Genomic DNA, 23,844 nt, shown 5'->3' with positions numbered 1-23,844 from the left:
TACACGTGGTGCCCGGCCGGGAACGTCTCCCGGCCGGGCGCCACGCGTTCGGGTCTCACATTTCGTGTTTCTCGTGTTCGTGTTTCACGTGTTCGGGTCTTGAACGCGTTCCGGCGGCCACGCTTCAGAGGGTGTCGCCGGCGGGCCCGTCAGCCGTCGCTGGTCGTCACCTTCACCTCGTCGACGACCAGTTGCTGCGGGAAGCTGGTCGAACCGTCCGGGTCACCGGGCCAGTAGCCGCCGACCGCGAGGTTGAGGATCAGGAAGAACGGCTTGTCGAAGACCCAGGTGTTGCCGTTCAGGTCGGCCGGGGTGCGGGTCTGGTAGACGGTGCCGTCCACGGACCAGGTGATCTTGTTCGGCGACCAGTCCACCGCGAAGGTGTGGAAGGCGTCCGCGAACGCCTCGCCGTTCGGCAGCGAGTAGCCCGCGCCTATGCCGCCCGAGCCGGAGTAGCCGGGTCCGTGCAGCGTGCCGTGCACGGTCCCGGGCTCGAAGCCCACGTTCTCCATGATGTCGATCTCGCCCGAGTTGGGCCAGCCGACGTCGCCGATGTCCTGGCCGAGCATCCAGAACGCGGGCCAGATGCCCTGGCCGCGCGGGATCTTCATCCGGGCCTCGACGTGCCCGTAGGTCGCGGTGAACTTGCCGGAGGTGTTGAGCCGCGCCGAGGTGTACTCGCACGAGCCGTACCAGCACTGGTAGTTGGCCGGGTTCTCGCGGCGGGCTTCGATGACCAGGTGGCCCTGGCCGTCGAGCTTCGCGTTGTTGTTGCCCGCCGTGTAGTACTGCCGCTCGTGGTTGTTGACGTTGTCGCCGGTCTCGACCTGCCACTTGCCCTGGTCGACACCGGAGCCGGCGGCCCCGTCGAAGGTGTCGGAGAACGTCACGGCCTGGGCCGCCCGCGGAGTGGGGTCCGCGTGGGCGGCGGGAGCGACGGACGCGGCCGCGACGAGGGCGGCGGGCAGTGCGGCGAGAAGGCATTTGCGGAGCAGACGTGGGGAAGCCACGACTCTCCCTTCCGTAGGGCGTCCCTGTGCGGGGGCGCGCCCACTGAGGTGGGGGGAAATGCTTCGCCTCTCGTTCTAAGAAGTGAACGAGATCACTGTCAAGGCATAGGTACGGACCTTCCGTCCCCCCGGCCTCATCTGCCTCTTACGGTCACCGTTCGGTCATACGACACACACAAGTCCCGCCCGTGAGGCTCTAGTCGGCCGCCTTCACCGCCGCCGCCTCAAGGGACGGACCTCCGTGGTGGCGGCCCATCGGGATGACCAGGGGGGTGTGGCTGACCGGGTCCATCGTGATGCGGCAGGTCAGGTCGAAGACGTCCTCGACCGTCTCGGCGGTGATGACCTCCGCCGGGCTGCCCTCGGCGACGATCTTCCCGGACTTCATGGCGACGACGTGATCGGCGTACCGGCAGGCCTGGTTGAGGTCGTGGAGCACCATCACGACCGTGCGGTTCTCCCGGCGGTTGAGGTCGGTGACCAGGTCGAGGACGTCGATCTGATGGGCCAGGTCGAGATACGTCGTCGGCTCGTCCAGGAGCAGGACGGGCGTGCCCTGGGCGACCGCCATGGCGATCCAGGCGCGCTGCCGCTGGCCGCCGGAGAGCTCGTCGACGGGCCGGTCGGCGAGGTCCGTCATGTTGGTCGCGGCCAGCGCCCGGTGCACGGCCTGCTCGTCCGTCTTCGACCACTGCCGCCACCAGGTCTGGTGCGGTGAACGCCCCCGGTTGACCAGATCGATGACGGTCAGCCCCTCGGGCGCCACCGGGCTCTGCGGCAGGATGCCGAGCCGCTGGGCCAGCTCCCTGCTCGGGATGGACTGCAGCGCCCTGCCGTCGAGGTGGACGGCCCCTTCCTTGGGGGCCAGCAGCCGGGCGAGCGCCCGCAACAGGGTCGATTTGCCGCACGCGTTGGCGCCGACGATGGCCGTGATCCGGCCGGGCGGGACCGCCAGGTCGAGGCCGTCGACGACCAGGCGGTTGTCGTACGCCAGCCGCAGACCGCTCGCCCGCAGATCGGGATCGGGGCCGGGGGCCGACAGGGGTTCAGCCGACATGGAATCAACCTCCTGAGCCCGCGCGGTTGGCGCGGACGAGCAGCCAGAGCAGGACCGGCGCGCCGAGCACACCGGTGACGATGCCGACCGGCAGTTCCGTGCCGGGGACGAGCGTACGGGCGATGAGGTCGCCGCCCAGGACGACCAGTGCCCCGGTCAGTCCCGAGGCGACGGTGGGCGGCCAGGCCGTACCGGCCAGCCGCTGTGCGATCTGCGGGGCGGCGAGCGCCACGAACGCCACGGGCCCCGCGGACGCGGTCGCGAAGGCGATCAGACCGACCCCGGTGAGCAGGATGGCGAGACGTACGGGCTGGACGCGCGTACCGAGGCCGGTGGCCACGTCGTCGCCGAGCTGGAGCGTGCGCAGCAGGCGGCCGAGCAGCAGGGCCGTGGGCAGCAGCACGGCCAGGGCGATCGCGAGCGGGCCGACCTGCCCCCAGGTGCGGCCGTTGAGGTTGCCGACCAGCCAGCCCAGCGCCGCCTGCGCCTGGAACCGTCCGCCCTTGGCCACGAGATAGTCGGTGGCGCTCGTGCAGATCCAGGCCACGCCGATGCCGACCAGGATGATCCGGTAGCCGGTGGTGCCGCGCCGCCAGGCCAGTGCGTAGACGGTCAGGGCGGTGACCAGGGCGCCGAGCAGGCCGAGCGCCTGGGTGCCCAGGCCGCCGTCCCAGCCGAGCACGATGCCCGCGACGACGGCGGTGCCCGCGCCCTGGGTGAGGCCGATCATGTCGGGGCTGGCCAGCGGGTTGCGGGTCATGGTCTGGAACAGCGCGCCGGACACCCCGAAGGCGATCCCGGCGAGCAGTCCGACCAGGGCGCGGGGCAGCCGCAGTTCCTCCACCACGAGGACGGTGCCGGGGTCGCCGGAGCCCACCAGGGCCCGTACGACGTCGGTGAAGCCGATCGGGTAGTCGCCGGTGGTCAGGCCCCAGCAGAACAGGACGAAGGTGCCCGCGGCGAGCACCACGGACAGGGCCACGAGGCGGGGGCGGAAGACACCGGAGACGGGCGGGAGCGCCAGCCGGTACGTGCGGTGATGCGTGGACCCGGCCGAACGGGGCTCGGCGGCGGGGGACTTGAGGGCGGTACCGCTCGTGACGTCGGACTTCTGCCGCGGCATGGTCACACCTCCGCCAGATTGCGCCGACGGACCATGGCGATGAAGAACGGTCCGCCGATGAAGGCGACCAGCACCCCCGCCTGGATCTCGGTGGGCCGTGCCACGAGGCGGCCGAGGACGTCCGCGGCGAGCAGCAGGATGGGGGCGAGGACCGCCGACAGGGGCAGCAGCCAGCGCTGGTCGGGGCCGATGCCCGCCGACTGGGCGAGCACCCGGGCCACATGGGGGACCACCAGGCCGAGGAAGACGACCGGTCCGATGACCGCGACCGCCGCCCCCGTCAGCAGGGTGATCGCCGTGACGCCCGCCAGCCGGACCAGACCGAGGCGCCGGCCGAGCGAGGCTGCCACGTCGTCGCCGAGGGCCAGGCTGTTGAGGGCCGGGGCGCAGGCCAGTGCCAGTACCGCGCCGACGGCGAGGAAGGGCAGGACCCGCCACACCATGCCGTTGTCCGCCTCCGCGAGCGAACCCGCGGACCAGAAACGGTACTTGTTGAGCGCGTCCACGTCCGTGAGCACGATGGCCTGCGTGAACGACCACAGCATCGAGGTGACGGCGATGCCCGCGAGCGCCAGCTTCACCGGGGTCATCCCGGACCGCCCGAGGCCGCCCAGCAGATAGACGGCCACGGTGGCGATCAGCGCCCCGCCGAACGCGAACCACACATAGCCGTACAGCGAGTTGATGCCGAGGACGCCTACGGCGAGCACGATGGCGAAGGCGGCGCCCGCGCTGACCCCCAGCACTCCGGGGTCGGCGAGCGGATTGCGGGTCAGCGCCTGCATCAGTGCCCCGGCCAGGCCGAGGGCCGCGCCCGCGGTGAGTCCGAGCGCGGTGCGCGGGATGCGCGCCGACCAGACGACGTTGTCCACGAACCGGCTCGGCGCGTCGCCGAACAGGGCCGAGATCACCTGGTCCGGCGGGATGTTGGCCGCGCCGAGCGCCAGGGACAGCAGACAGAGGACGGCCAGGACGGTTCCCAGCAGTGTCACGAGAAGGACAGGGCGCACTCTCTTGCCCGTCACCTTGCGGTCTCCAACGGCCAGCTCCCTTAGGTTAGGCAGGCCTTAATCGTAGTGGGGATCACGTGGTCCGCCGAGACGGGGCCTTTTGGTTAGGTAATCCTTACCTTAGTATGACCTGCGGTCCTCCGGCTGAGCCGGTTCCGCACACTCTGGAGGCACGGTCAGCTGTGTCCGGTTTCGAATCGCGTGTGTCCGGTGTCGACGAGGTTGACGCGACGGCGTACTGGCGTCGACGGCTCGACCCCCTCCCTCAGGAGGCGGTCCTCCCGGTCGACTTCCCGTATCCGCTCAAGCCCGGCGGCGCGCCGCGCACGATCAGCCGCACGCTGGACGCGACGGCCGACGAGGTCACCCTCCTGTCCGCGTTCGTGGCGCTGCTGCACCGCTACGGCGGCGCGCGCGACCTCACCGTCGGGTACGGGGGACTGCCGGTCCGGGTGGCTCTCGACGGCGGAACCGCGTTCGCGGAACTGGTCCGGCGTGTCCGTGCGGCCTGCGAGGAGGCCGCGGCCCACCGCATCGAACCGGCCGCGCTGATCGCCCAGTTGAGGCCGGAGCCCACCCGGGGCGGCGGGCTGCTCTTCAACACGGCGTTCGGGACGGACACCGCGTTCGGGACGGAGACCGCGTTCGGGACGGACACGGTGATCGGAACGGACACCGCCGTTGCGGCGGAGGGGGAAGCCGAGTCCCAGGGCTCGCTCGACCTCGCGCTCGAAGTCCGCGCCGGTGACGTCCGGGTCACCTACCGCCCGGACCTGTTCCGCGACGGGACCGCGCTGCGTACCGCCGGCCACTACGCCACCCTGCTGGCCGACGCGGTCGCCCGCCCGTACACCCCGGTCGGCGAACTGGACCTGCTGGACGCCGAGGAACGGCACCGCGTCCTGGAGGAGTGGAACGACACCGACCACGACGTCCCCCTGCGGACCTGGCCGGAGATGTTCGCCGACCAGGTGCGGCAGCGGCCCGACGAGATCGCGCTGGTCTTCGAGGACACCCGGCTCACCTACGCGGAACTGGACGAGCGGGCCAACCGGCTGGCTCACGCCCTCATCGCACGCGGTGCCGGACCCGAACGCGTGGTGGCCCTCGCGGTACCCCGCTCGGCCGAACTGATCGTCGCCGAGGTTGCCGTACTGAAGTCCGGCGCCGCCTATCTGCCGGTCGACACCGACTACCCGGCCGAGCGCATCTCGTACATGCTGGCCGACGCCCGGCCCGCCTGTCTGCTCACCACCGCCGAGGTTGCGGCGGACATCCCGCCGTGCGAGGGCATGGACGTCCTGGTGCTGGACGCGCCGGACGGCGTAAGGGAGTTGACGAAGTATCAGCCGGACGATCCGGCCCGCTCGCTCTCCGTCGGGAACGCCGCCTACGTCATCTACACCTCCGGTTCCACCGGCCGGCCCAAGGGTGTGGTGCTCTCCCACGCGGGCGTCGCCAAGCTGGTCGCCACACAGAGCGAGCGGTTCGGCATCGGACCGCACAGCCGGGTCCTCCAGTTCGCCTCGCCGAGCTTCGACGTGGCGTTCTGGGACCTGTGCCTCGGGCTGCTCTCCGGTGGCCGACTCGTCGTCGTACCCGCCGAGTTGCGGGTGCCCGGCGCACCCCTCGCCGACTACGCCCACGCCAACGGCATCACGTTCATGATCCTCCCGCCGGCCCTGCTCGCCGCGATGCCCGAGGACGTCGAACTGCCGCCCGCCACCCTGCTCGCGGGCACCGAACGGGTCTCGCCCGAGCTGGTCGGCCGGTACGCGCGCGGCCGGATGATGTTCAACGCGTACGGACCCACCGAGGCGACCACCAACTCCACCCTCGGCCTGTGCGATCCCGACACCCCCGCCGGGACGATCGTGCCGATCGGCGTCCCCGACCCCGGCACCCGCGCCTATGTCCTCGACGCCCGGCTCCGGCCCGTACCGGCCGGTGTCCCGGGAGAGCTCTACCTCGGCGGAGCCGGTCTCGCCCGCGGCTACCTCGGGCGGCCCGACCTGACGGCCGAGCGGTTCGTCGCCGACCCCTTCGGCCCGCCCGGCGAACGGTTGTACCGCACCGGTGACCTGGTGCGCTGGAAGGCCGACGGCCGGTTGGAGTTCCTGGGCCGCGCCGACGCGCAGGTGAAGATCCGCGGCTTCCGCATCGAACCCGGCGAGATCGAGTCCGTGCTGCGCGCCCACCCGGCCGTCGAACAGGCCGCGGTCCTGGTCCGCGAGGACCGCCCCGGCGACCGCAGGCTCGCCGCCTACGTGGTGCCCTCGCTGGACGCTGACCGGGACTTCGGCGAACAGGTCCAGGAGTGGAAGGACCTGCACGAACTGCTGTACTCGGCGGCGGGGACCGAGGGCGCACGGGACGGCTCGGCGGGGCCGGCCGCCGGCGCGGACGCGGGCTTCCGGGAGAACTTCGCCGGATGGAACAGCATGTACGACGGGCTGCCCATCCCCGTCGCGGAGATGCGCGAGTGGCGCGAGGCGACCCTCGCCCGTATCAAGGAGCCGGCGCCGCGCCGCGTCCTGGAGATCGGTGTCGGCAGCGGCCTTATCCTCTCCCGGATCGCCCCCGGCTGCGAGGAGTACTGGGGCACCGACCTCTCCGAGGAGGCGGTACGGGCCCTGCGCGCCCAGGTCGACCAGGTGCCGGAACTGGCCGACCGCGTGCACCTGAGTGCCCAGCCCGCGCACGACACCTCCGGGCTGCCCCGGGCCCACTTCGACACGATCGTCCTCAACTCCGTCGCCCAGTACTTCCCCGGCGCCGACTACCTCACCGGCGTCATCGGCGCCGCCGCCGAACTGCTGGCCCCCGGAGGGCGGCTATTCATCGGTGACGTGCGCAACGCCCGGCTCCTGCGCGTCCTGCGCGCCGCGGTGGAGACGCGCCGCGCCGCCGACCCGCAGGACAAGCAGGCACTACGGGCCGCCGTGGAACGCTCGCTCGCCTGGGAGGGCGAACTCCTCCTGGACCCGGACTACTTCGCAACCCTCGACAACTTCGACGCCGACATCCAAGTCAAGCGCGGCCACCACCACAACGAGCTGACGCGATACCGCTACGACGTGGTGCTGACGCCGACACGGACCCCTGAGGGCCGCGAGAAACTCCCCGCCCTTGAGGGGCGCGGGGAACTGCGCGACCGAGCTGAAAGCGAGGGCGCCTTTTCGGCCGGGCTGGCCGCGGGTGCCGGAACCACGCCGCCCACTCAGCCCGCGGGTCACGAGATCGCCCGGCCCCCCCAGGGGCGCGGGGAACCGCGCAACCGAGCTGAAAGCGACGGCGCCTGCGCAACCGACCTGGTCGTGGGCGCGGGAACCACCCCGCCCACCCTGCCCACGGGCGACGAGATCACCTGGGCCGCCGTGGCCGGCGGTGACGGCGACGCCCTCGACGCCCTGCTCGCCGCCCGCACGGCGACGCCCGCAGAGCACACACGCCCCCTCCGCGTCACCGGTCTGCCCAACGCCCGCCTCGCCGAGGACCTGGCCGCTCTGTCCGCACTCGACGACAGCAGCCGCGCCGCTTCCCCCGCCGACGCGCCGGACCCGGAAACCCTGCACGCGCTCGCGGCCCGGCACGGCCTGAAGGCCGTCGTCACCTGGAACGGTGTCGCCGACGACGGCAGCCTCGACGTGGTCTTCGGCCCCGGCGACAGCCTGCCCGCGACCCCGGGCAGGCTGTACCGCCCGTCCGGAACCGCCCCGCACGCCAACCGCCCGGCCCCCTTCCGCGACGTGAACTCCCTGATGAAGGCGCTGCGTTCGTACGCGTCCGAGCAGCTGCCGGAGTACATGGTCCCGTCCGCCGTCGTCCCCCTGGACCGCCTCCCGGTCACCCCCAGCGGCAAGCTGGACGGCGCCGCGCTCCCGGTGCCGGACTACGGGGCCCTCAGCTCCGGCCGCCCGCCGCGCGACGCCCGCGAGGAAGTGCTGTGCGCGGCCTACGCCGAAGTGCTCGGCCTGCGGTCGGCGACCATCGACGACGACTTCTTCGCCCTCGGCGGCGACAGCATCACCGCCATCCAGCTGCTCATCCACGCCCGCCGGGCCGGACTGCGGCTCAGCTCCCGCGATGTCTTCCGGCACCGGACGGTCGCGGCGCTCGCCGAGGCCGCCGACCTGCGTGCCGACGTGCGTGCCGACGCGGCGACCGGCACGGGTGCCGCGGCCGAGGAGCCCCCGCTCGTACGGCTCACCGACGCAGAACTCGCCGAGGTCCAGGGCGCGTACCCGGTCACCGTCCAGGAACTGCTGCCGCTCAGCCCTCTCCAGGAAGGTTTCTACTTCCACGCCCTCGTCGACGGCGCCGACCACGACGCCTACGTGGTCCAGCAGGCCCTCGAACTGTCCGGCCCGGTTGACGCCGAGGCACTGCGCAGGGCCGCCCAGCGCGTGCTCGACCGGCACGCCCCGCTGCGGGCCTGCTTCCGTCCGCTCGCCGACGGACGCCCCGTGCAGATCATCGCCGAGGGACTGGAACTGCCCTGGCACGAGGTGGACCTGTCGGCGCTGCCGCACGCAGCCGAGGCGCACACTGCTGCGCAAGCCGAAACCACAGCGACGGCCGAAGCGCGCGCCGACGCCGTCGCAGCCGAGGAGCGTGCCCGCCGCTTCGACCTCGCCCGCCCGCCCCTGCTGCGCTGCGCCTTCATCAGGCTCGGCGAGGACCGCGCCCGCCTCCTGCTGACGTTCCATCACAGCGTCGCCGACGGCTGGTCGTTGCCCGTCCTGCACCGCGAACTGCTCGCCTCCTACGGTGAGAACCCGGCCCCGCTCCCCGAGGTCGCCCCGTACCGCACCTACCTGCGCACGCTCGCCGCCGCCGACCGGGACGCCGCGCGCGAGACCTGGCGCGACGCGCTGGCCGGGATCGAGGAGCCCACCCGTCTCGTCGAGACGCCCGCCGACGGCACGCCGATCACGCCCGCGCAGGTCCGGGTCGAGCTGTCCGAGCAGGTCACCGCCCGGCTGTCGGCCCGCGCCCGCGCGCTGGGCGTCACCCTGGGAACGGTCGTCCAGAGTGCCTGGGGCCTGCTGATCGGACGGCTGACCGCCCGCCAGGACGTGGTGTTCGGCACCACCGTCTCCGGCCGGGACGCCGAGGTCGAGGGCATCGAGTCGATGGTCGGGCTGTTCATCAACACCTTGCCCACCCGCTTCCGCTGGGAGCCCTCGGACACCCTCGCCGGTCTCCTCGGGCGCCTCCAGGACGAGCAGGCCGCGCTCCTCGACCACCAGCACCTCGGGCTCGCCGAGATCCAGCGGGTCGCGGGGCTCGCGGGCAGCGGTGAACTGTTCGACACCCTCGTCGTCTTCGAGAACTACCCGGCCGCCACCGGCCTCGCCGACCCCTCCGGCCGTATCCGGGTCACGGATCACGAGTTCCATGACGCCGTCCACTATCCGCTCGCCCTGATCGTGAAGCCGGGCCGCCGACTGGACCTGCGTCTGAAGCACCACGCCCAGCGGCTCGACGCCGACGCCGTACGCCGAATCGCCGACCGCCTCACCCGCATCCTGCACGCTCTGGCGGCGGACCCCGGTCAGCCGGCCGCCGCCCTGGAACTGCTGTCGGCGGCGGAGCTGTCCCACGCCCACCCGTCCGGCGAACGCCACGACGTGCCCGCGACCACCCTCGCCGCCGCCTTCGGGGCCCAGGCCGCCCGCACCCCGGGTGCGACCGCGGTCGTCCACGAGGACGAGACCCTCACGTACGCACAACTCGACGCCCGTGCCGCGGAGTTGGCCGTCAGGCTGCGCACGAGAGGTGCCGGGCCGGGCACCGTCGTCGCGGTGGCCGTTCCGCGCTCCGCCGAGCTCATGGTCGCCCTGCTCGGCGTGCTCAAGTCAGGGGCCGCCTATCTGCCCGTCGACGTGGACTATCCCGCCGACCGGGTGACCCACATGCTCACCGACTCCGCCGCGACGACGGTCGTCACCACCTCCGGTACCGCCCACCGACTGCCCGAGGTCCCGGGCCTCACCCACCTCCTGGTGGACGCCCCGGCCGGTAAGCAGCCGCAAACCACCGAGCAGCCGGGCGTCACCGAACGGCCGGCAGCCGCCACCGCCGTCGAGGCGGGCCCCGACGACCCCGCGTACCTGATCTACACCTCCGGCTCCACCGGCCTGCCCAAGGGTGTCGTCGTCACCCATCGCGCGATCGTCAACCGGCTGGCCTGGATGCAGGGCGCGTACGGGCTGACCGCCGACGACCGGGTGCTGCAGAAGACCCCGGCCAGCTTCGACGTCAGCGTGTGGGAATTCTTCTGGGCGCTGTGCGAGGGAGCCACGGTCGTACTGGCCCGCCCGGACGGCCACCGCGACCCCGTCTACCTCGCCGAGCTGATCCGCGAACAGGGCGTCACCACACTGCACTTCGTGCCGTCGATGCTCGAAGCGTTCCTCCAGTCCTTCGAGGAGCCTTCCCGTCAGCCGGAGGAGACCACCGGGCGTCCCGCGTGGGCGGCCTCCCTGCGGCGCGTCCTCAGCAGCGGCGAGGCGCTGCCCGTCGCCGCGTCGGCCCGCTGGCTGGCCCTCACCGGGGTGCCGCTGCACAACCTGTACGGCCCCACCGAGGCCGCCGTCGACGTCACCCACCACACCTACGACGGCGCGCCCGGCACCACCGTGCCCATCGGACGACCCGTGTGGAACACCGGTCTGCGCGTCCTGGACACCTGCCTGCGGCCGGTGCCCGAGGGTGTCCCGGGAGAGCTCTACCTGACCGGCGTCCAGCTCGCCCGCGGCTATCACGCGAGGCCCGGCCTGACCGCCGAGCGGTTCGTCGCCGACCCGTACGGCGGGCCCGGCGAGCGCATGTACCGCACGGGCGACCTCGTACGCCGCCGCGCCGACGGAGTCGTGGAGTACCTGGGCCGCACCGACCGCCAGGTCAAGATCCGCGGGAACCGCGTCGAACTGGGCGAGATCGAGGCCGCGCTGACCCGGCAGACGTCCGTCGCCCGGGCCGCCGTGACCGTCGTCTCCACCGACAGCGGCGGCAGCGCACTCGTCGCGTACGTGGTCCCCGCCCGCGACGCCCACCCCGAGCCCGCCGAACTCCAGGCGGCCCTCTCCGACGCCCTGCCCGCCCCCATGGTCCCCGGCGCGTTCGTCGTCCTGGACGCCCTCCCGCTCACTCCCAGCGGCAAGCTCGACCGCGCCGCGCTGCCCGCCCCCCAGGCGGTACGGGCCGAGGTGCGCGCGCCCCGCGACGAGCGGGAGGCCGCGCTGACCGGGATCTTCGCCGCGGTGCTGAAGCTCGACGAGGTCGGCATCGACGACGACTTCTTCATGCTCGGCGGCGACAGCATCACCTCGATCGGCGTCTCCAGCCGTGCCCGCCGGGCCGGCCTCGACCTGAACCCCCGTGACGTCTTCGAGCACCGCACCCCGCTCGCCCTGGCCGCCGCGGCCACCCCGGTCGCCGAGACGCACGCCCCGCGCTCCGACTTCGCCCTCACCGCCGAGGAGACCGAGCGCGTCCACCGGCTCAGCCCCGGCCCGGTCGACGACATCTGGCCGCTCGCCCCGCTCCAGGAAGGCCTGTTCTTCCACTCCACGTACGACGCCGGCACCCTGGACGTCTACACCGTCCACGAGTCGTTCGACATCGCCGTCCCGCTCGACACGGACCGCCTGCGCACCGCCGTACGGGTCCTGCTGGAGCGCACGCCCAGCCTGCGCGCCGGGTTCACCAGCGAAGGCTTGCGCCAGCCGGTGCAGTTCATCGTCCGCGACCCCGAGATCCCCCTCGAAGAGGTCGACCTCTCCGGACTGTCCGTCGCCGAACAGGACGTGCGACTGCGGGAGTTGACAGACGCCGAACGCTCCCGCCGCTTCGACCTGACCCGCCCGCTGCTCTTCCGCCTCCTCGTCGTCCGCCTCGGCGAGGAGCGCGGAGACCGCCTGGTCGTCGGCCGCCACCTGCTCCTGTGGGACGGCTGGTCCGCCTGGCTCTTCCTCGACCAGCTCTTCGCCCTGTACGAGTCCGGCGGCGACCCGAGCGCCCTGGCCGCCCCCGGCTCGTACCGCGACTACCTGACCTGGCTTGAGGTCCAGGACACGGCCGTCGCCACCGCCGCCTGGCGCACCGCGCTGGCCGGACTCGACGAGCCCACCCTGCTCGCCGCCGCCGACCAGGGCCTGGAGCCGGACATCCCGGAGAGCCTCGACGCGCCCGTCCCGGACGAGGTCGGGGCACGGCTGCGCGACCTCGGCCGCCGCCACGGACTGACCCTCAACACCGTGCTCAACGCCGCCTGGGGACTGACCCTGGCGAGCGCGACCGGCCGCAGTGACGTCGTCTTCGGCACCACCGTCGCGGGCCGGCCGAGCGAGGTGCCGGAGATCGAGAACGTCATCGGCATGTTCCTCAACACCGTCCCCGCCCGGATCGCCTACGACCCGGCCGAACCCGTGCTCGCCCTGCTGCGGCGCGTCCAGGACGAGCGGCTGGCCGTCATGCCGTACGAGTATCTGGGCCTCGGCGTGCTGCAGGCCGAGACCGGGCACCGGCGGCTGTTCGACACCCTCTTCGTGCTGCGCAACAGCGACACCGAGGAGCGGCTCGCCGAACTGAGCGACCGCCACGGGGCCACCGCCGTCGCCAACGTCGACGCCACGCACTATCCCGTCAACCTGGTCGTCACCCCGGGCCGCAGCATCCAGGTCACCCTGACCCACCGGGCCGACGTCATCGCCTGCCCCCGGGCGCAGGATCTGCTCGACCGGTTCACCCTGCTCCTGGCACGGCTCACCGACGACCTCGACGCACCCGTCGGCCGACTCGACGCGCAACTGCCGAGCGAGCAGCAGAAATTGGAGCTTGAGCGTGCCGAGGGGCGGGTGCCCGACCCCGAGGACACCATCGCCGACCTGCTGGCGGCGCAGGCCCTGGCCACGCCCGACACCACCGCCCTCGTCTTCGGCGAGCAGACCCTCACCTACGCCCAGCTCGACGCCCGTATCAACCGCATGGCCCGACTGCTGATCGACCGGGGCGCCGCGCCCGAGCGGGTCGTCGCGCTCGGACTGCCCCGCTCCCTCGACATGGTCGTCGCGCTCTTCGCCGTCCTGCGCACGGGCGCCGCGTACCTGCCGCTGGAACTGGACTACCCGGACGACCGCCTCGTCGCGATGCTCCAGGACGCCCGGCCCACGCTGCTCCTGTCCACCACCGCCGTCTCGGAACGGCTGGCGGCGGCCGACACTCCTCGCGCCCTGCTCGACGACCCGGCCGTGACCACGGAACTGGCCGCCCATCCGGCCGACTTGGAGCGTCAGCACTTCAGCCTGGAGCACCCGGCCTACGTCATCTACACCTCCGGGTCCACCGGCCGGCCCAAGGGTGTCGTCACGCCCTACCGCGGGCTGACCAACATGCAGCTCAACCACCAGCGGGAGATCTTCGCACCGGCCGTCGCCTCGGCGGGCGGGCGCGGACTGCGGATCGCGCACACCGTGTCGTTCGCCTTCGACATGTCCTGGGAGGAGCTGCTGTGGCTCGTCGAGGGACATGAGGTGCACATCTGCGACGAGGAGCTGCGGCGCGACGCGGAGGCCCTGGTCGCGTACTGCGAGACCCACCGCGTCGACGTCATCAACGTGACCCCCACCTACGCCCATCTCCTCATCGAACAGGGCCTGCTGGAGGGCCACCGGCCGCCGCTCGTGCTGCTCGGCGGCGAGGCCGTGTCCGAGACCGTGTGGAACAAGCTCCGTGACACCGAGGGCACCTACGGCTACAACCTCTACGGGCCGACCGAGTACACCATCAACACCCTCGGCGGCGGCACCCTCGACAGCGCCACCCCGACCGTCGGCCGTCCGATCCGCGGGACACGCGCCCACATCCTGGACGCCTGGCTGCGCCCGGTGCCCGAGGGCGTGCCCGGCGAGCTGTACATCGCGGGCATCGGCCTGGCCCGCGGCTATCTGGAGCGGCCGGGCCTGACCGCCGAGCGGTTCGTCGCCGACCCCTTCGGCGAGCCCGGCGAGCGCATGTACCGCACCGGCGACCTCGTACGCCGCAACCCCGACGGCAATCTCGACTTCCTCGGCCGCACCGACGACCAGGTCAAGATCCGCGGCTACCGCGTGGAACTGGGCGAGATCGAGACCGCGCTCTCCCGGCACCCCCAGGTCGCGCACGCCGCCGTGGTCGTCCGCGACGAACGGCTCGTCGGCTATGTGGTCCCGGCCCCGCTCACCGGCGACGACCGCGACGGCGCCGAACGCGAACAGGTCGGCGAGTGGCAGGAGATCTACTCCGACGAGTACGAGGAGATCAGCACCGCCGTCTTCACCGAGGACTACGCCGGCTGGGACTCCTCGTACGACGGGCGGCCCATCCCCTTCGAGGAGATGCGGGAGTGGCGCGAGGCCACCGTCGCCCGGATCCGCTCGCTGCGACCGCGCCGCATCCTGGAGATCGGCGTCGGCTCCGGCCTGCTGCTGTCGAAGCTCGCACCGGAGGCCGAGGCCTACTGGGCGACCGACTTCGCCGCCCCCGTCATCCGCAAGATAGGAGAAGAGCTGGCGCAGGACCCGGAGCTGGCCGCACGCGTCACCCTGCGCGCCCAGCCCGCCGACGACCTGACCGGCCTGCCCGCCGACGGGTACTTCGACACGATCGTCATCAACTCCGTCATCCAGTACTTCCCGAGCATCGACTACCTGACCGCGGTCATCGAGGGAGCGATGCGGCTCCTGGCCCCGGGCGGCGCCCTGTTCGTCGGGGACGTCCGCAACCTGCGCCTCGCCCGGACGTTCCAGACGGAGATCCAGCAGGCCAGAGGCGTCACCGGGGAGGGCCTTGAGCGGGCCGTCGAGCGCGGGCTGCGCCTGGAGAAGGAACTCCTCGTCGACCCCGACTACTTCACCACCCTCGGCCACCGCGTCGACCTGCGCACCAAGCGCGCCCGCCACCACAACGAGCTGACCCGCCACCGGTACGACGCCGTCCTGTACGCCGGTGAGGCCGACCTCGCCCTGGAGCGCGTGCCGTCGGTCGGCTTCACCGCCGACCTCGATCTGACCGACCTCGTCCGCGCGGTCACCCCGCTGCGGTTCACCGGCGTACCCGACGCCCGGGTGGGCGCCGCCGGGGGAGTGGACCCCGAGACGCTGCACAACCTCGGCGCACGGCTGGGCTGCCACGTCCTGACGACCTGGTCCCGCGAACCCGGCACGTACGACGCCGTGTTCGTGCCCGACACCGCCACCGGTATCCCCGCCGACGGTCCCGGGCGGACCGCCGGGCTCTACCTCCCCGGCGGCGGCGAGGCCCCGTACGCCAACGAGCCCACCGCGGCGCGCGGTGCGAACAGCCTCGTCCGGCGGCTGCGCGACGACCTCAAGCAGCAGCTGCCCGAGTACATGGTCCCGGCCGCGTTCGTGACCCTCGACCGGCTGCCCATGAACGACAACGGCAAGCTGGACGTACGCGCCCTGCCCGACGCCGAGCCCGCGGTCGCCCTCGGCACCGGCCGCGGACCGCGCACCCCGCAGGAAGAGGTGCTCTGCCGTCTCTTCGCCGAGGTCCTTGGCCTGCCCGAGGTCGGCGCGGAGGACGGCTTCTTCGATCTGGGCGGCCACTCGCTGCTCGCCACCCGGCTGATCAGCCGGGCCCGCACGGAACTGGGCGCCGAGCTGGCGATCCGCGACCTCTTCGAGGCGCCGACACCCGAACTGCTCGCCGCACGCGCCGACACCGGGCGCCCCGCCCGCCCGGCCGTCGCCCCGGCCGTACGCCCCGACCGCGTCCCGCTCTCGCCGGCCCAGCGACGGCTGTGGCTGGTCGAGCGGATCACCGGCAGCGGTGTCGCGTACAACTTCCCGCTGGTCTTCCGGCTGCGCGGGGAACTCGATCTCGACGCGCTGTCGTCCGCGCTGAGCGATGTGGCCGGCCGGCACGAGGCGCTGCGCACGGTGTTCCACGAGCACGACGGAGAGCCGTACCAGGTCGTCGTCCCGGCCGCGGAGGCCGCGCCCGGCCTCACCGTGACGGACTGCGCCGAGCGGGAGCTGGACGGGCTGATCGAGTCGGCGCAACGCCGCCCCTTCGATCTCGCCCGCGAACTTCCCTTGCGCTGCGAGGTGTTCAGGGTCGGTCCGGCCGACCACGTGGTGGCCGTCGTCCTGCACCACATCACCACCGACGAGTGGTCCGACCGGCCGTTCCTGGCCGACCTGAACACCGCGTACGCGGCCCGGGTCGCGGGCGGGGAACCCGGCTGGACGCCGCTGCCGGTGCAGTACGCCGACTACACGCTGTGGCAGGAGCAGCTGCTCGCCCAGGTCGGCGACGAACAACTGGCCTACTGGACCGAGGCGTTGCGCGATCTCCCCGAGGAGCTGGCGCTGCCCCTGGACCGGCCGCGTCCCGCCGAACCCACCGGACTCGGCGGCACGGTCCGCCACGAGGTGCCCGCCGAGGTCGGCCGCACCCTGCGCGCGCTGTCCGGCGAGACCGGCACCAGCCTGTTCATGCTCCTCCAGGCGGCCACGGCGACCCTGCTGCACCGTCTGGGTGCGGGCGACGACATCCCGCTCGGCGCGCCCATCGCGGGCCGCACGGACAGCGGCCTGGACGAGCTGGTCGGCTTCTTCGTCAACACACTGGTCCTCCGTACCGACCTGTCCGGCGATGACCTGACGTTCCGTCAGCTCGCGGGCCGAGTGCGCGAGTCGGCACTGGCCGCCTTCGAGCACCAGGACCTGCCCTTCGACCGGGTCGTGGAGGCCGTCAACCCGCCGCGCGTGGCGGGCCGCAACCCGCTGTTCCAGGTGATGCTCGGCTACCACTACCGCCCCGACGGCGACCCCAGCCTGCTGGGCCTGGCCACCGAGTGGTCCGACATGGACACCGGCCGCGCCAAGTTCGACCTGCACTTCACCTTCGTGGACGAGTCGGACCAGCTGGTCCTCCTGCTCGACTACGCGACCGACCTGTGCGACGCGACGACCGCGGACCGCCTCGCCGGACGCCTGGTCGGACTGCTGGAACAGGTCGCCGACGCCCCGGACCTGCCGGTGCGCGAGGTGGAGGTGCTGACCTCGGACGAGCGGGCGCTCGTCCTCACGGACTGGAACGACACGGCCCAGGTCACCGTCCCCACCACCCTCCCCGAGCTGTTCCGCGCCCAGGCCGCCCGCACGCCCGACGCGCTCGCGCTGGTCTTCGGCGAACAGCTCCTGACGTACGCCGAGTTGGAAGCCCGCGTCGAACACACCGCGCGGGTGCTGGCCGGACTGGGCGTGGGCCCCGAGCGCACGGTGGCCGTCGCGCTGCCGCGGTCGGCGGACCTCGTCGTCGCCCTCCTCGCGGTGCACCGCGCCGGCGGCGCCTATCTGCCGCTGGACGCCGACTACCCGCAGGAGCGCCTCGCGTTCATGCTGGAGGACGCCCGCCCGGTGTGCGTGATCCGCGACGGCCTGCCCGAGGGGCCGGAGGGCGCGCTTCCCTCCTCGTACGACCCGTCGAGTCCCGCCTATGTCATCTACACCTCCGGCTCCACCGGGCGCCCGAAGGGTGTCGTCGTACCGCAGTCGGGCATCGTCAACCGCCTGCTGTGGATGCAGGACGCGTACGGGCTGACCGATGGGGACCGGGTGCTGCAGAAGACCCCGTCCAGCTTCGACGTCTCCGTGTGGGAGTTCTTCTGGCCGCTGATCACCGGTGCCGCCCTGGTGGTCGCCAGGCCCGACGGGCACAAGGACCCCCGCTACCTCGCCGAGCTGATCCAGCAACAGGGCGTCACCGTCGCGCACTTCGTGCCCTCGATGCTCCAGCTGTTCCTGGAGGAACCGACGGCCGCCGGCTGCACGGACCTGCGCCGCGTGATGTGCAGCGGCGAGGCCCTGCCCGTCCCGCTCGCGCACCGCTTCCACCGGACACTCGCCTTTGCCGAACTGCACAACCTGTACGGGCCGACCGAGGCGTCCGTCGACGTCACCGCCGTCCAGGTGCACCCGGGCGCCACCTCGGTGCCCATCGGACGGCCGGTGTGGAACACCCGCGTGTACGTCCTGGACGCCGCGCTGCGGCCGGTGCCGCCGGGCGTGGCGGGGGAGCTGTACCTCGCCGGTGACCAGCTGGCCCGCGGCTATCTCGACCGCGCCGGTCTGACCGCCGAGCGGTTCGTCGCCGACCCGAACGGCGGGCCCGGCGAGCGCATGTACCGCACGGGCGACCTCGCCCGCTGGACGTCCGAGGGCACGGTCGAGTACCTGGGCCGCACCGACGACCAGGTCAAGATCCGCGGCTTCCGTATCGAACTCGGCGAGATCGAGTCGGTCCTCGGACGCCACGACACCGTCGCCCAGGCCGTCGTCGTCCCGCACGGCCAGCGTCTTGTGGCGTACGTCGTCCCGGCGGCGGGGCGTGGCACAGATGGCACGGACCTTGCCGTTGATGTCTCCGCCGCTCTGCGCCGGCACTCCTCCGCCGAACTGCCCGAGCACATGGTCCCCGCGGCCTTCATGACCCTGGACGCCCTGCCGCTGACCCCCAACGGCAAGCTCGACCGCAGGGCGCTGCCCGCGCCCGACTTCGCCGCCGGAACCACCGAGTCCCTGCCGCGCACCCCGCGCGAGGAGATCCTCTGCGGTCTGTTCGCCGACGTCCTGGAGCTCGACCGGGTCGGTGTCCACGACGACTTCTTCGCCCTCGGCGGTCACTCCCTGGTGGCCATGCGGCTCGCCGCCCGTGTCCGGGCCGTGCTCGGCGCCGAGGCGTCCCTGCGCACGGTCTTCGACGCCCCGACACCCGCCCGGCTCGCCGACGCGCTCCGCGACGGGGCGACCGACGGGGCCCGCGCCGACCTGCCCGTCCTCGCCCCGGCGGACCGGCCGGAGCGGCTGCCGCTCTCCTTCGCCCAGCAGCGGCTGTGGGTCCTGTACCGGGTGGAGGGCCCGAGTCCCACGTACAACATCCCGCTGGTATGGCGGCTCTCCGGGGCGCTCGACGCCGACGCGCTGCGGCTCGCGGTCGACGACCTGGTGGCCCGCCACGAGCCGCTGCGCACCGTCTTCCCCGAGGAGGACGGGCGCGCGTACCAGCTGATCCTGGAGCCCGAGCGGGCCGGGGTCGCGGTGCGGACCGCCTCCGTGAGCGGTGTGGAGGAGCTGGCGCAGCGGCTGGCCGAGGCGGTCGGGTACGGCTTCGAGCTGGACCGGGAAGCGCCGCTGCGCGTGCACCTCTTCCGTACCGGCGAGGACGAACACGTCCTGCTGCTCCTGCTCCACCACATCGCGGGCGACGAGTGGTCGGACCGCCCCCTCACCCGCGACCTGGCCGCCGCCTACGCGGCACGCGCGGCGGGCCGTACGCCCGAGTGGGCACCCCTGCCCGTCCAGTACGCCGACTACAGCCTGTGGCAGCGTGCGGTGCTCGGCGACGAGAAGGACCCGCACAGCCTGGCGTCCCGCCAACTCGGCTTCTGGAAGCAGACGTTGGAGGGGCTGCCCGAGGAGCTGGCGCTGCCCGTCGACCGGCCCCGCCCGCTGGAGGCCAGCTACCGCGGTGGCGTGGTCGACATGGCCCTCGACCCGGAGCTGGCGGCGGGCCTGCGTGAACTGGCCCGGTCCGGCAACGTCAGCATGTTCATGATCGTTCAGGCGGCGGTGGCCGCTCTGCTGACGAGGCTGGGCGCCGGTACGGACATTCCGCTCGGCAGCCCGATCGCCGGACGCTCCGAGGAGGCGCTGGAGGACCTGGTCGGGTTCTTCCTCAACACCCTGGTGCTGCGCACCGACACCTCCGGCGACCCGGCGTTCCGCGACCTGCTCGCCCGCGTTCGGGAGACCGACCTGGCCGCCTTCGACCACCAGGACGTGCCGTTCGAGCGGGTGGTGGACACGCTCAGCCCCGCCCGCTCGCTCGCCCGGCACCCGCTGTTCCAGGTCATGGTCGTGTACCTCGCGGCGGGCGGCGAGGGGGACTTCCTCACCGGCCTCGACGCCCGGCGGGAGGAAGCCGGCGCGACCGGCGCCAAGTTCGACCTCTCCTTCGACTTCGTGGAGCGCGGCGGAGCCGACGGCACCGGTGCGGGCGGTGTCGACGGCGTGCTCGAATACAGCACCGACCTGTTCGACCACGCGACCGCCCAGGCGATCGGCGAACGGCTCGTGCGGCTGCTGCGGGCCGTGGCCGCCGCCCCCGACACCCCGATCAGCCGGATCGACATCCTCGGGGACGCCGAACGCCGGCGCATCCTCACCGAGTGGAACGCCCGGCCCCTGCTCGCCGGACCGACCACCGTGCCCGCCCTCTTCGAACGGCAGGCCGCGCTCTCCCCGGAGGCGCCGGCCGTCGCGTCCGACGGCATCAAGCTGACGTTCGCCCAGCTCAACGCCAAGGCGAACCGCCTCGCCCGGCTGCTCGTCGCCCAGGGCGCCGGCCCGGAACGGCTCGTCGCACTGGCCCTGCCCCGCACCGCCCGCACCCTGCTGGCGATCCTCGCCGTGCACAAAGCGGGCGCCGCCTACCTGCCGCTCGACCCGGACGCCCCGACCGCCCACCTGACCGACACCCTCACCGACGCCCGCCCGGTCCTGACGCTCACCACACGGCAGATCGCACCGCTGCTCCCCGCGGACGGCCCGCCGGCACTGGAACTCGACGCCGAGGCGACCGCCGAACTCCTCGCCGCCCAGCCCGCGACCGACCTCACGGACGCGGACCGCATCGCGGCACTGACCCCGCGCAGCCCCGCGTACGTCATCTACACCTCCGGCTCCACCGGCCGCCCCAAGGGTGTCGTCGTCACCCACGAGACGGTCGGCAACCTCTTCCACAGTCACCGCGAGACGCTGTACGGGCCCGCGAAGGCCCTCACCGGCCGACGGCAGCTGCGCGCCGGACACGCCTGGGCGTTCTCCTTCGACGCCTCCTGGCAGCCCCAGCTGTGGCTCCTCGACGGGCACTGCGTGCACGTCGTCTCCGACGAGACCCGCCGCGACCCGGAGCTGCTGGCCGCGGCCGTCGTCGAGCACGGCTTCGACTTCCTGGAGGTCACCCCGTCGTTCTTCGCGCAGATGGCCGAGACCGGACTCGTACGCGAGGACGGCAGCAGCCCCCTCGCGGTCGTCGGCGTCGGCGGTGAGGCCGTACCGAACGCCCTGTGGGAACGGCTCGGACGCCTGAACGGCACCGAGGCCTTCAACCTGTACGGGCCCACCGAGTCCACCGTCGACGCGCTCGTGGCCCGGGTGCGCGACAGCGACCGCCCGCTCGTCGGCCGCCCGGTCGCGGGCACCAGCGCGTACGTCCTCGACGACCGGCTGCAGCCCGTCCCGCCCGGTGTGACGGGCGAGCTGTACCTGGCGGGCGGCGGCCTCGCCCGCGGCTACCTGGGCCGCCCCGCCCTGACGGCCGAACGCTTCGTCGCCAACCCCTTCGGAGGCGGCCCCGGCTCCCGCCTCTACCGCACCGGCGACCTCGCCCGCTGGACCGCCGACGGACACCTCGACTACCTGGGCCGCGCCGACGACCAGGTCAAGATCCGCGGCTTCCGCATCGAACCCGGCGAGATCGAATCCGTACTCACCGCCCATCCGGACGTCTCACAGAGCGTGGTGACGGTCCGTCAGGAGGGCGGGCGGAAACTCCTCGTGGCGTACGCGGTCCCGGCGTCCGGGGCGCTGCCCGACCCGGGACGGCTGCGCGCCCACGTCGGCGGACAGCTGCCCGACCACATGGTCCCGGCCGCCGTGGTCCTCCTGGACCGGCTGCCGAAGCTCGCCAACGGAAAGCTGGACCGGGCCGCCCTGCCCGCCCCGGACTTCTCCGTGCTCTCCACCGGGCGTGCGCCCGAGACGGAGCTGGAGAAGACCCTGTGCACGGTGTTCGCCGAGGTGCTGGGCCTGGCCGAGGTCGGTGTCGACGACGACTTCTTCACCCTCGGCGGCGACAGCATCATGGCGATGCAGCTCGTCAGCAGAGCCCGCGCGGCCGACGTGCGGATCACTCCGCGCCTGGTGCTCCGGCACCGTACGGTCGCCGGTCTCGCCGAAGTCGCGACCACCACCGGGGCCGCCGACGCCCGTCCCGCCGACGACGGCACCGGCATCGTGCCGCTCACCCCGGTCATGCACTGGCTGCGCGAACTCGGCGGCCCGTTCCAGGGCTACCACCAGTCGGCCCTGGTCCGCACCCCCGCCACCCTGGACCGCCAGAAGCTCACGGCAGTCCTGCGAGCCCTGGCGGACCGCCACGCGATGCTGCGAGGCACGCTGGTTCGTGACGGCGCGGGCGTCGATGGCCGCGCGGGTGAGGACGGCCGCAAGCAGGGCGCGCCGCAGGCGCCCCGTGAGGGGCGCGGGGAACTGCGCGACCAGCCCCCACTTACCGTCAGCCGACGCACCACCGCCGACGGCGAGGACGGCAACGGCGGCAGCTGGAGCATCGCAGTCCCGTCCACGGACTCCGTGGACCCCGCGTCCTGGATCGAGCGCGTCGACGTCACCGGGCTGGCTCCAGATGCCCTGCGGACGGCTGTGGCGGAAGGCGCCCACACCGCCCGAGCGTCCCTGGACCCCGAGGCCGGCACCATGGTGAAGGCGGTCTGGTTCGACGCCGGTGACGAACCCGGCAGGCTCCTGCTGATGGCCCACCACCTCGTGACCGACGGCGTCTCCTGGCGCATCCTCCTGCCGGACATGGAGACCGCCTGGCGAGCGGTCGAGGCGGGCCGCCCCGCCGAGCTGCCACCCGTCGACACGTCCTTCCGCACCTGGGCACGCACGCTCGAAGAGCTTGCCCTGGACCCGGCAAGGGAGTCGGAACTGCCCTTCTGGAGCAGCGTGTTGGAAGGCGCCGCACCCCTGCCGCTGAAGAGCCCGCTGGACCCGGCCCGCGACACGACCGGCACCGTACGGCGCCTTGAGCTGCGGCTGCCCGCCGAACACACGGGCCCCCTGCTGTCCGCGGTGCCCTCCGCCTTCACCGCGAACGTCAACGACGTCCTGCTGACCGGCCTCGGACTCGCCGTGGCCGACTGGCGGCGACGGCACGACGGCGGCGCCGGGGGACCGGTCCTGGTCGACCTGGAGAGCCACGGCCGCGACGAGGACGTGGCGCAGGACGTCGACCTGTCCCGTACGGTCGGCTGGTTCACCAGCATCTTCCCCGTCCTCCTGGACCCCGGCCCCGTCGACCTCGACGCGGCCCTCGACGGCGGCCCGGCCGTCGAGGAGGCGCTCGACCGGACCCGCCGCCACCTCGCCTCGCTGCCCGCAGGAGGCGTCGGCTACGGCATGCTCCGCCACCTCAACCCCCGTACGGCACCGGTGCTCGCCGGCTTCGAGGCACCGCCGATCGAGTTCAACTACCTCGGCCGCTTCGGCATCCCCGAGGAGACCGACTGGTCGTACGCCCCCGAGGAGGACGTCTCCGACATCGGTCCCGAGCCCGGTATGCGCGAAGGGCACGCGCTGGGCATCAACGTCGTGACCGAGGACCGCGCCGACGGTCCCGTCCTGGCCGCCCACTGGTCCTGGCCGGAGGCGGTCCTGGACGAGGAGGCGGTCCGCGACCTGGCGGAGTCCTGGTTCCGGGCGCTCAGGGCGCTCGTCGCCCGCGCGGCGGAGCGTACGACCGGGACGGCCGGTGACTAGTTCCACC

At 72.9% G+C, this 23,844-nt stretch carries 5 protein-coding genes; 1 reads left to right on the top strand and 4 read right to left on the bottom strand.

The genetic code is table 11. The annotated features are described in order from the left end of the window. Positions 1-149: 149 nt before the first annotated feature. From ACFWGJ_RS03595 to ACFWGJ_RS03580, 4 genes are all read right to left on the bottom strand, one after another. Positions 150-1,010 carry a family 16 glycosylhydrolase gene (locus tag ACFWGJ_RS03595; protein ID WP_387320680.1) on the bottom strand — a complete coding sequence of 287 codons (861 nt, stop codon included), beginning with the start codon at positions 1,008-1,010 and terminating at the stop codon, positions 150-152. 196 nt (positions 1,011-1,206) lie between these two features. After that, on the bottom strand, positions 1,207-2,067 hold the full coding sequence (locus ACFWGJ_RS03590) for an ABC transporter ATP-binding protein (protein ID WP_387320678.1): 861 nt from the start codon (positions 2,065-2,067) through the stop codon (positions 1,207-1,209). Positions 2,068-2,071: 4 nt separating this feature from the next. Then, complete coding sequence (locus tag ACFWGJ_RS03585; protein ID WP_387320676.1) at positions 2,072-3,190, bottom strand: FecCD family ABC transporter permease; 1,119 nt, start codon at positions 3,188-3,190, stop codon at positions 2,072-2,074. Positions 3,191-3,192: 2 nt separating this feature from the next. Continuing rightward, positions 3,193-4,215, bottom strand: coding sequence for a FecCD family ABC transporter permease (locus ACFWGJ_RS03580; RefSeq protein WP_387320674.1), 1,023 nt, complete (start codon positions 4,213-4,215; stop codon positions 3,193-3,195). Positions 4,216-4,325: 110 nt separating this feature from the next. On the opposite strand from ACFWGJ_RS03580, the gene ACFWGJ_RS03575 reads away from it, so the two are divergent. Next, entirely contained in the window at positions 4,326-23,837 is a 19,512-nt protein-coding gene (locus ACFWGJ_RS03575) for an amino acid adenylation domain-containing protein (protein ID WP_387320673.1), read from the top strand. The last annotated feature ends 7 nt before the right edge of the window (positions 23,838-23,844 follow it).

Origin of the sequence: Streptomyces sp. NPDC060205, from assembly GCF_042728395.1 — a bacterium.
Classification (GTDB): Bacteria; Actinomycetota; Actinomycetes; order Streptomycetales; family Streptomycetaceae; genus Streptomyces.
Note: the sequence above shows the minus strand (reverse complement) of the source record. Positions and strands in the feature narration are given on the sequence as shown.

Excerpts from the sequence above, each read along its gene's own strand:
- ACFWGJ_RS03575 (WP_387320673.1), top strand. The coding sequence starts at position 4,326 with ATGACCTGCGGTCCTCCGGCTGAGCCGGTTCCGCACACTCTGGAGGCA.
- ACFWGJ_RS03590 (WP_387320678.1), bottom strand. The coding sequence starts at position 2,067 with ATGTCGGCTGAACCCCTGTCGGCCCCCGGCCCCGATCCCGATCTGCGG.
- ACFWGJ_RS03585 (WP_387320676.1), bottom strand. The coding sequence starts at position 3,190 with ATGCCGCGGCAGAAGTCCGACGTCACGAGCGGTACCGCCCTCAAGTCC.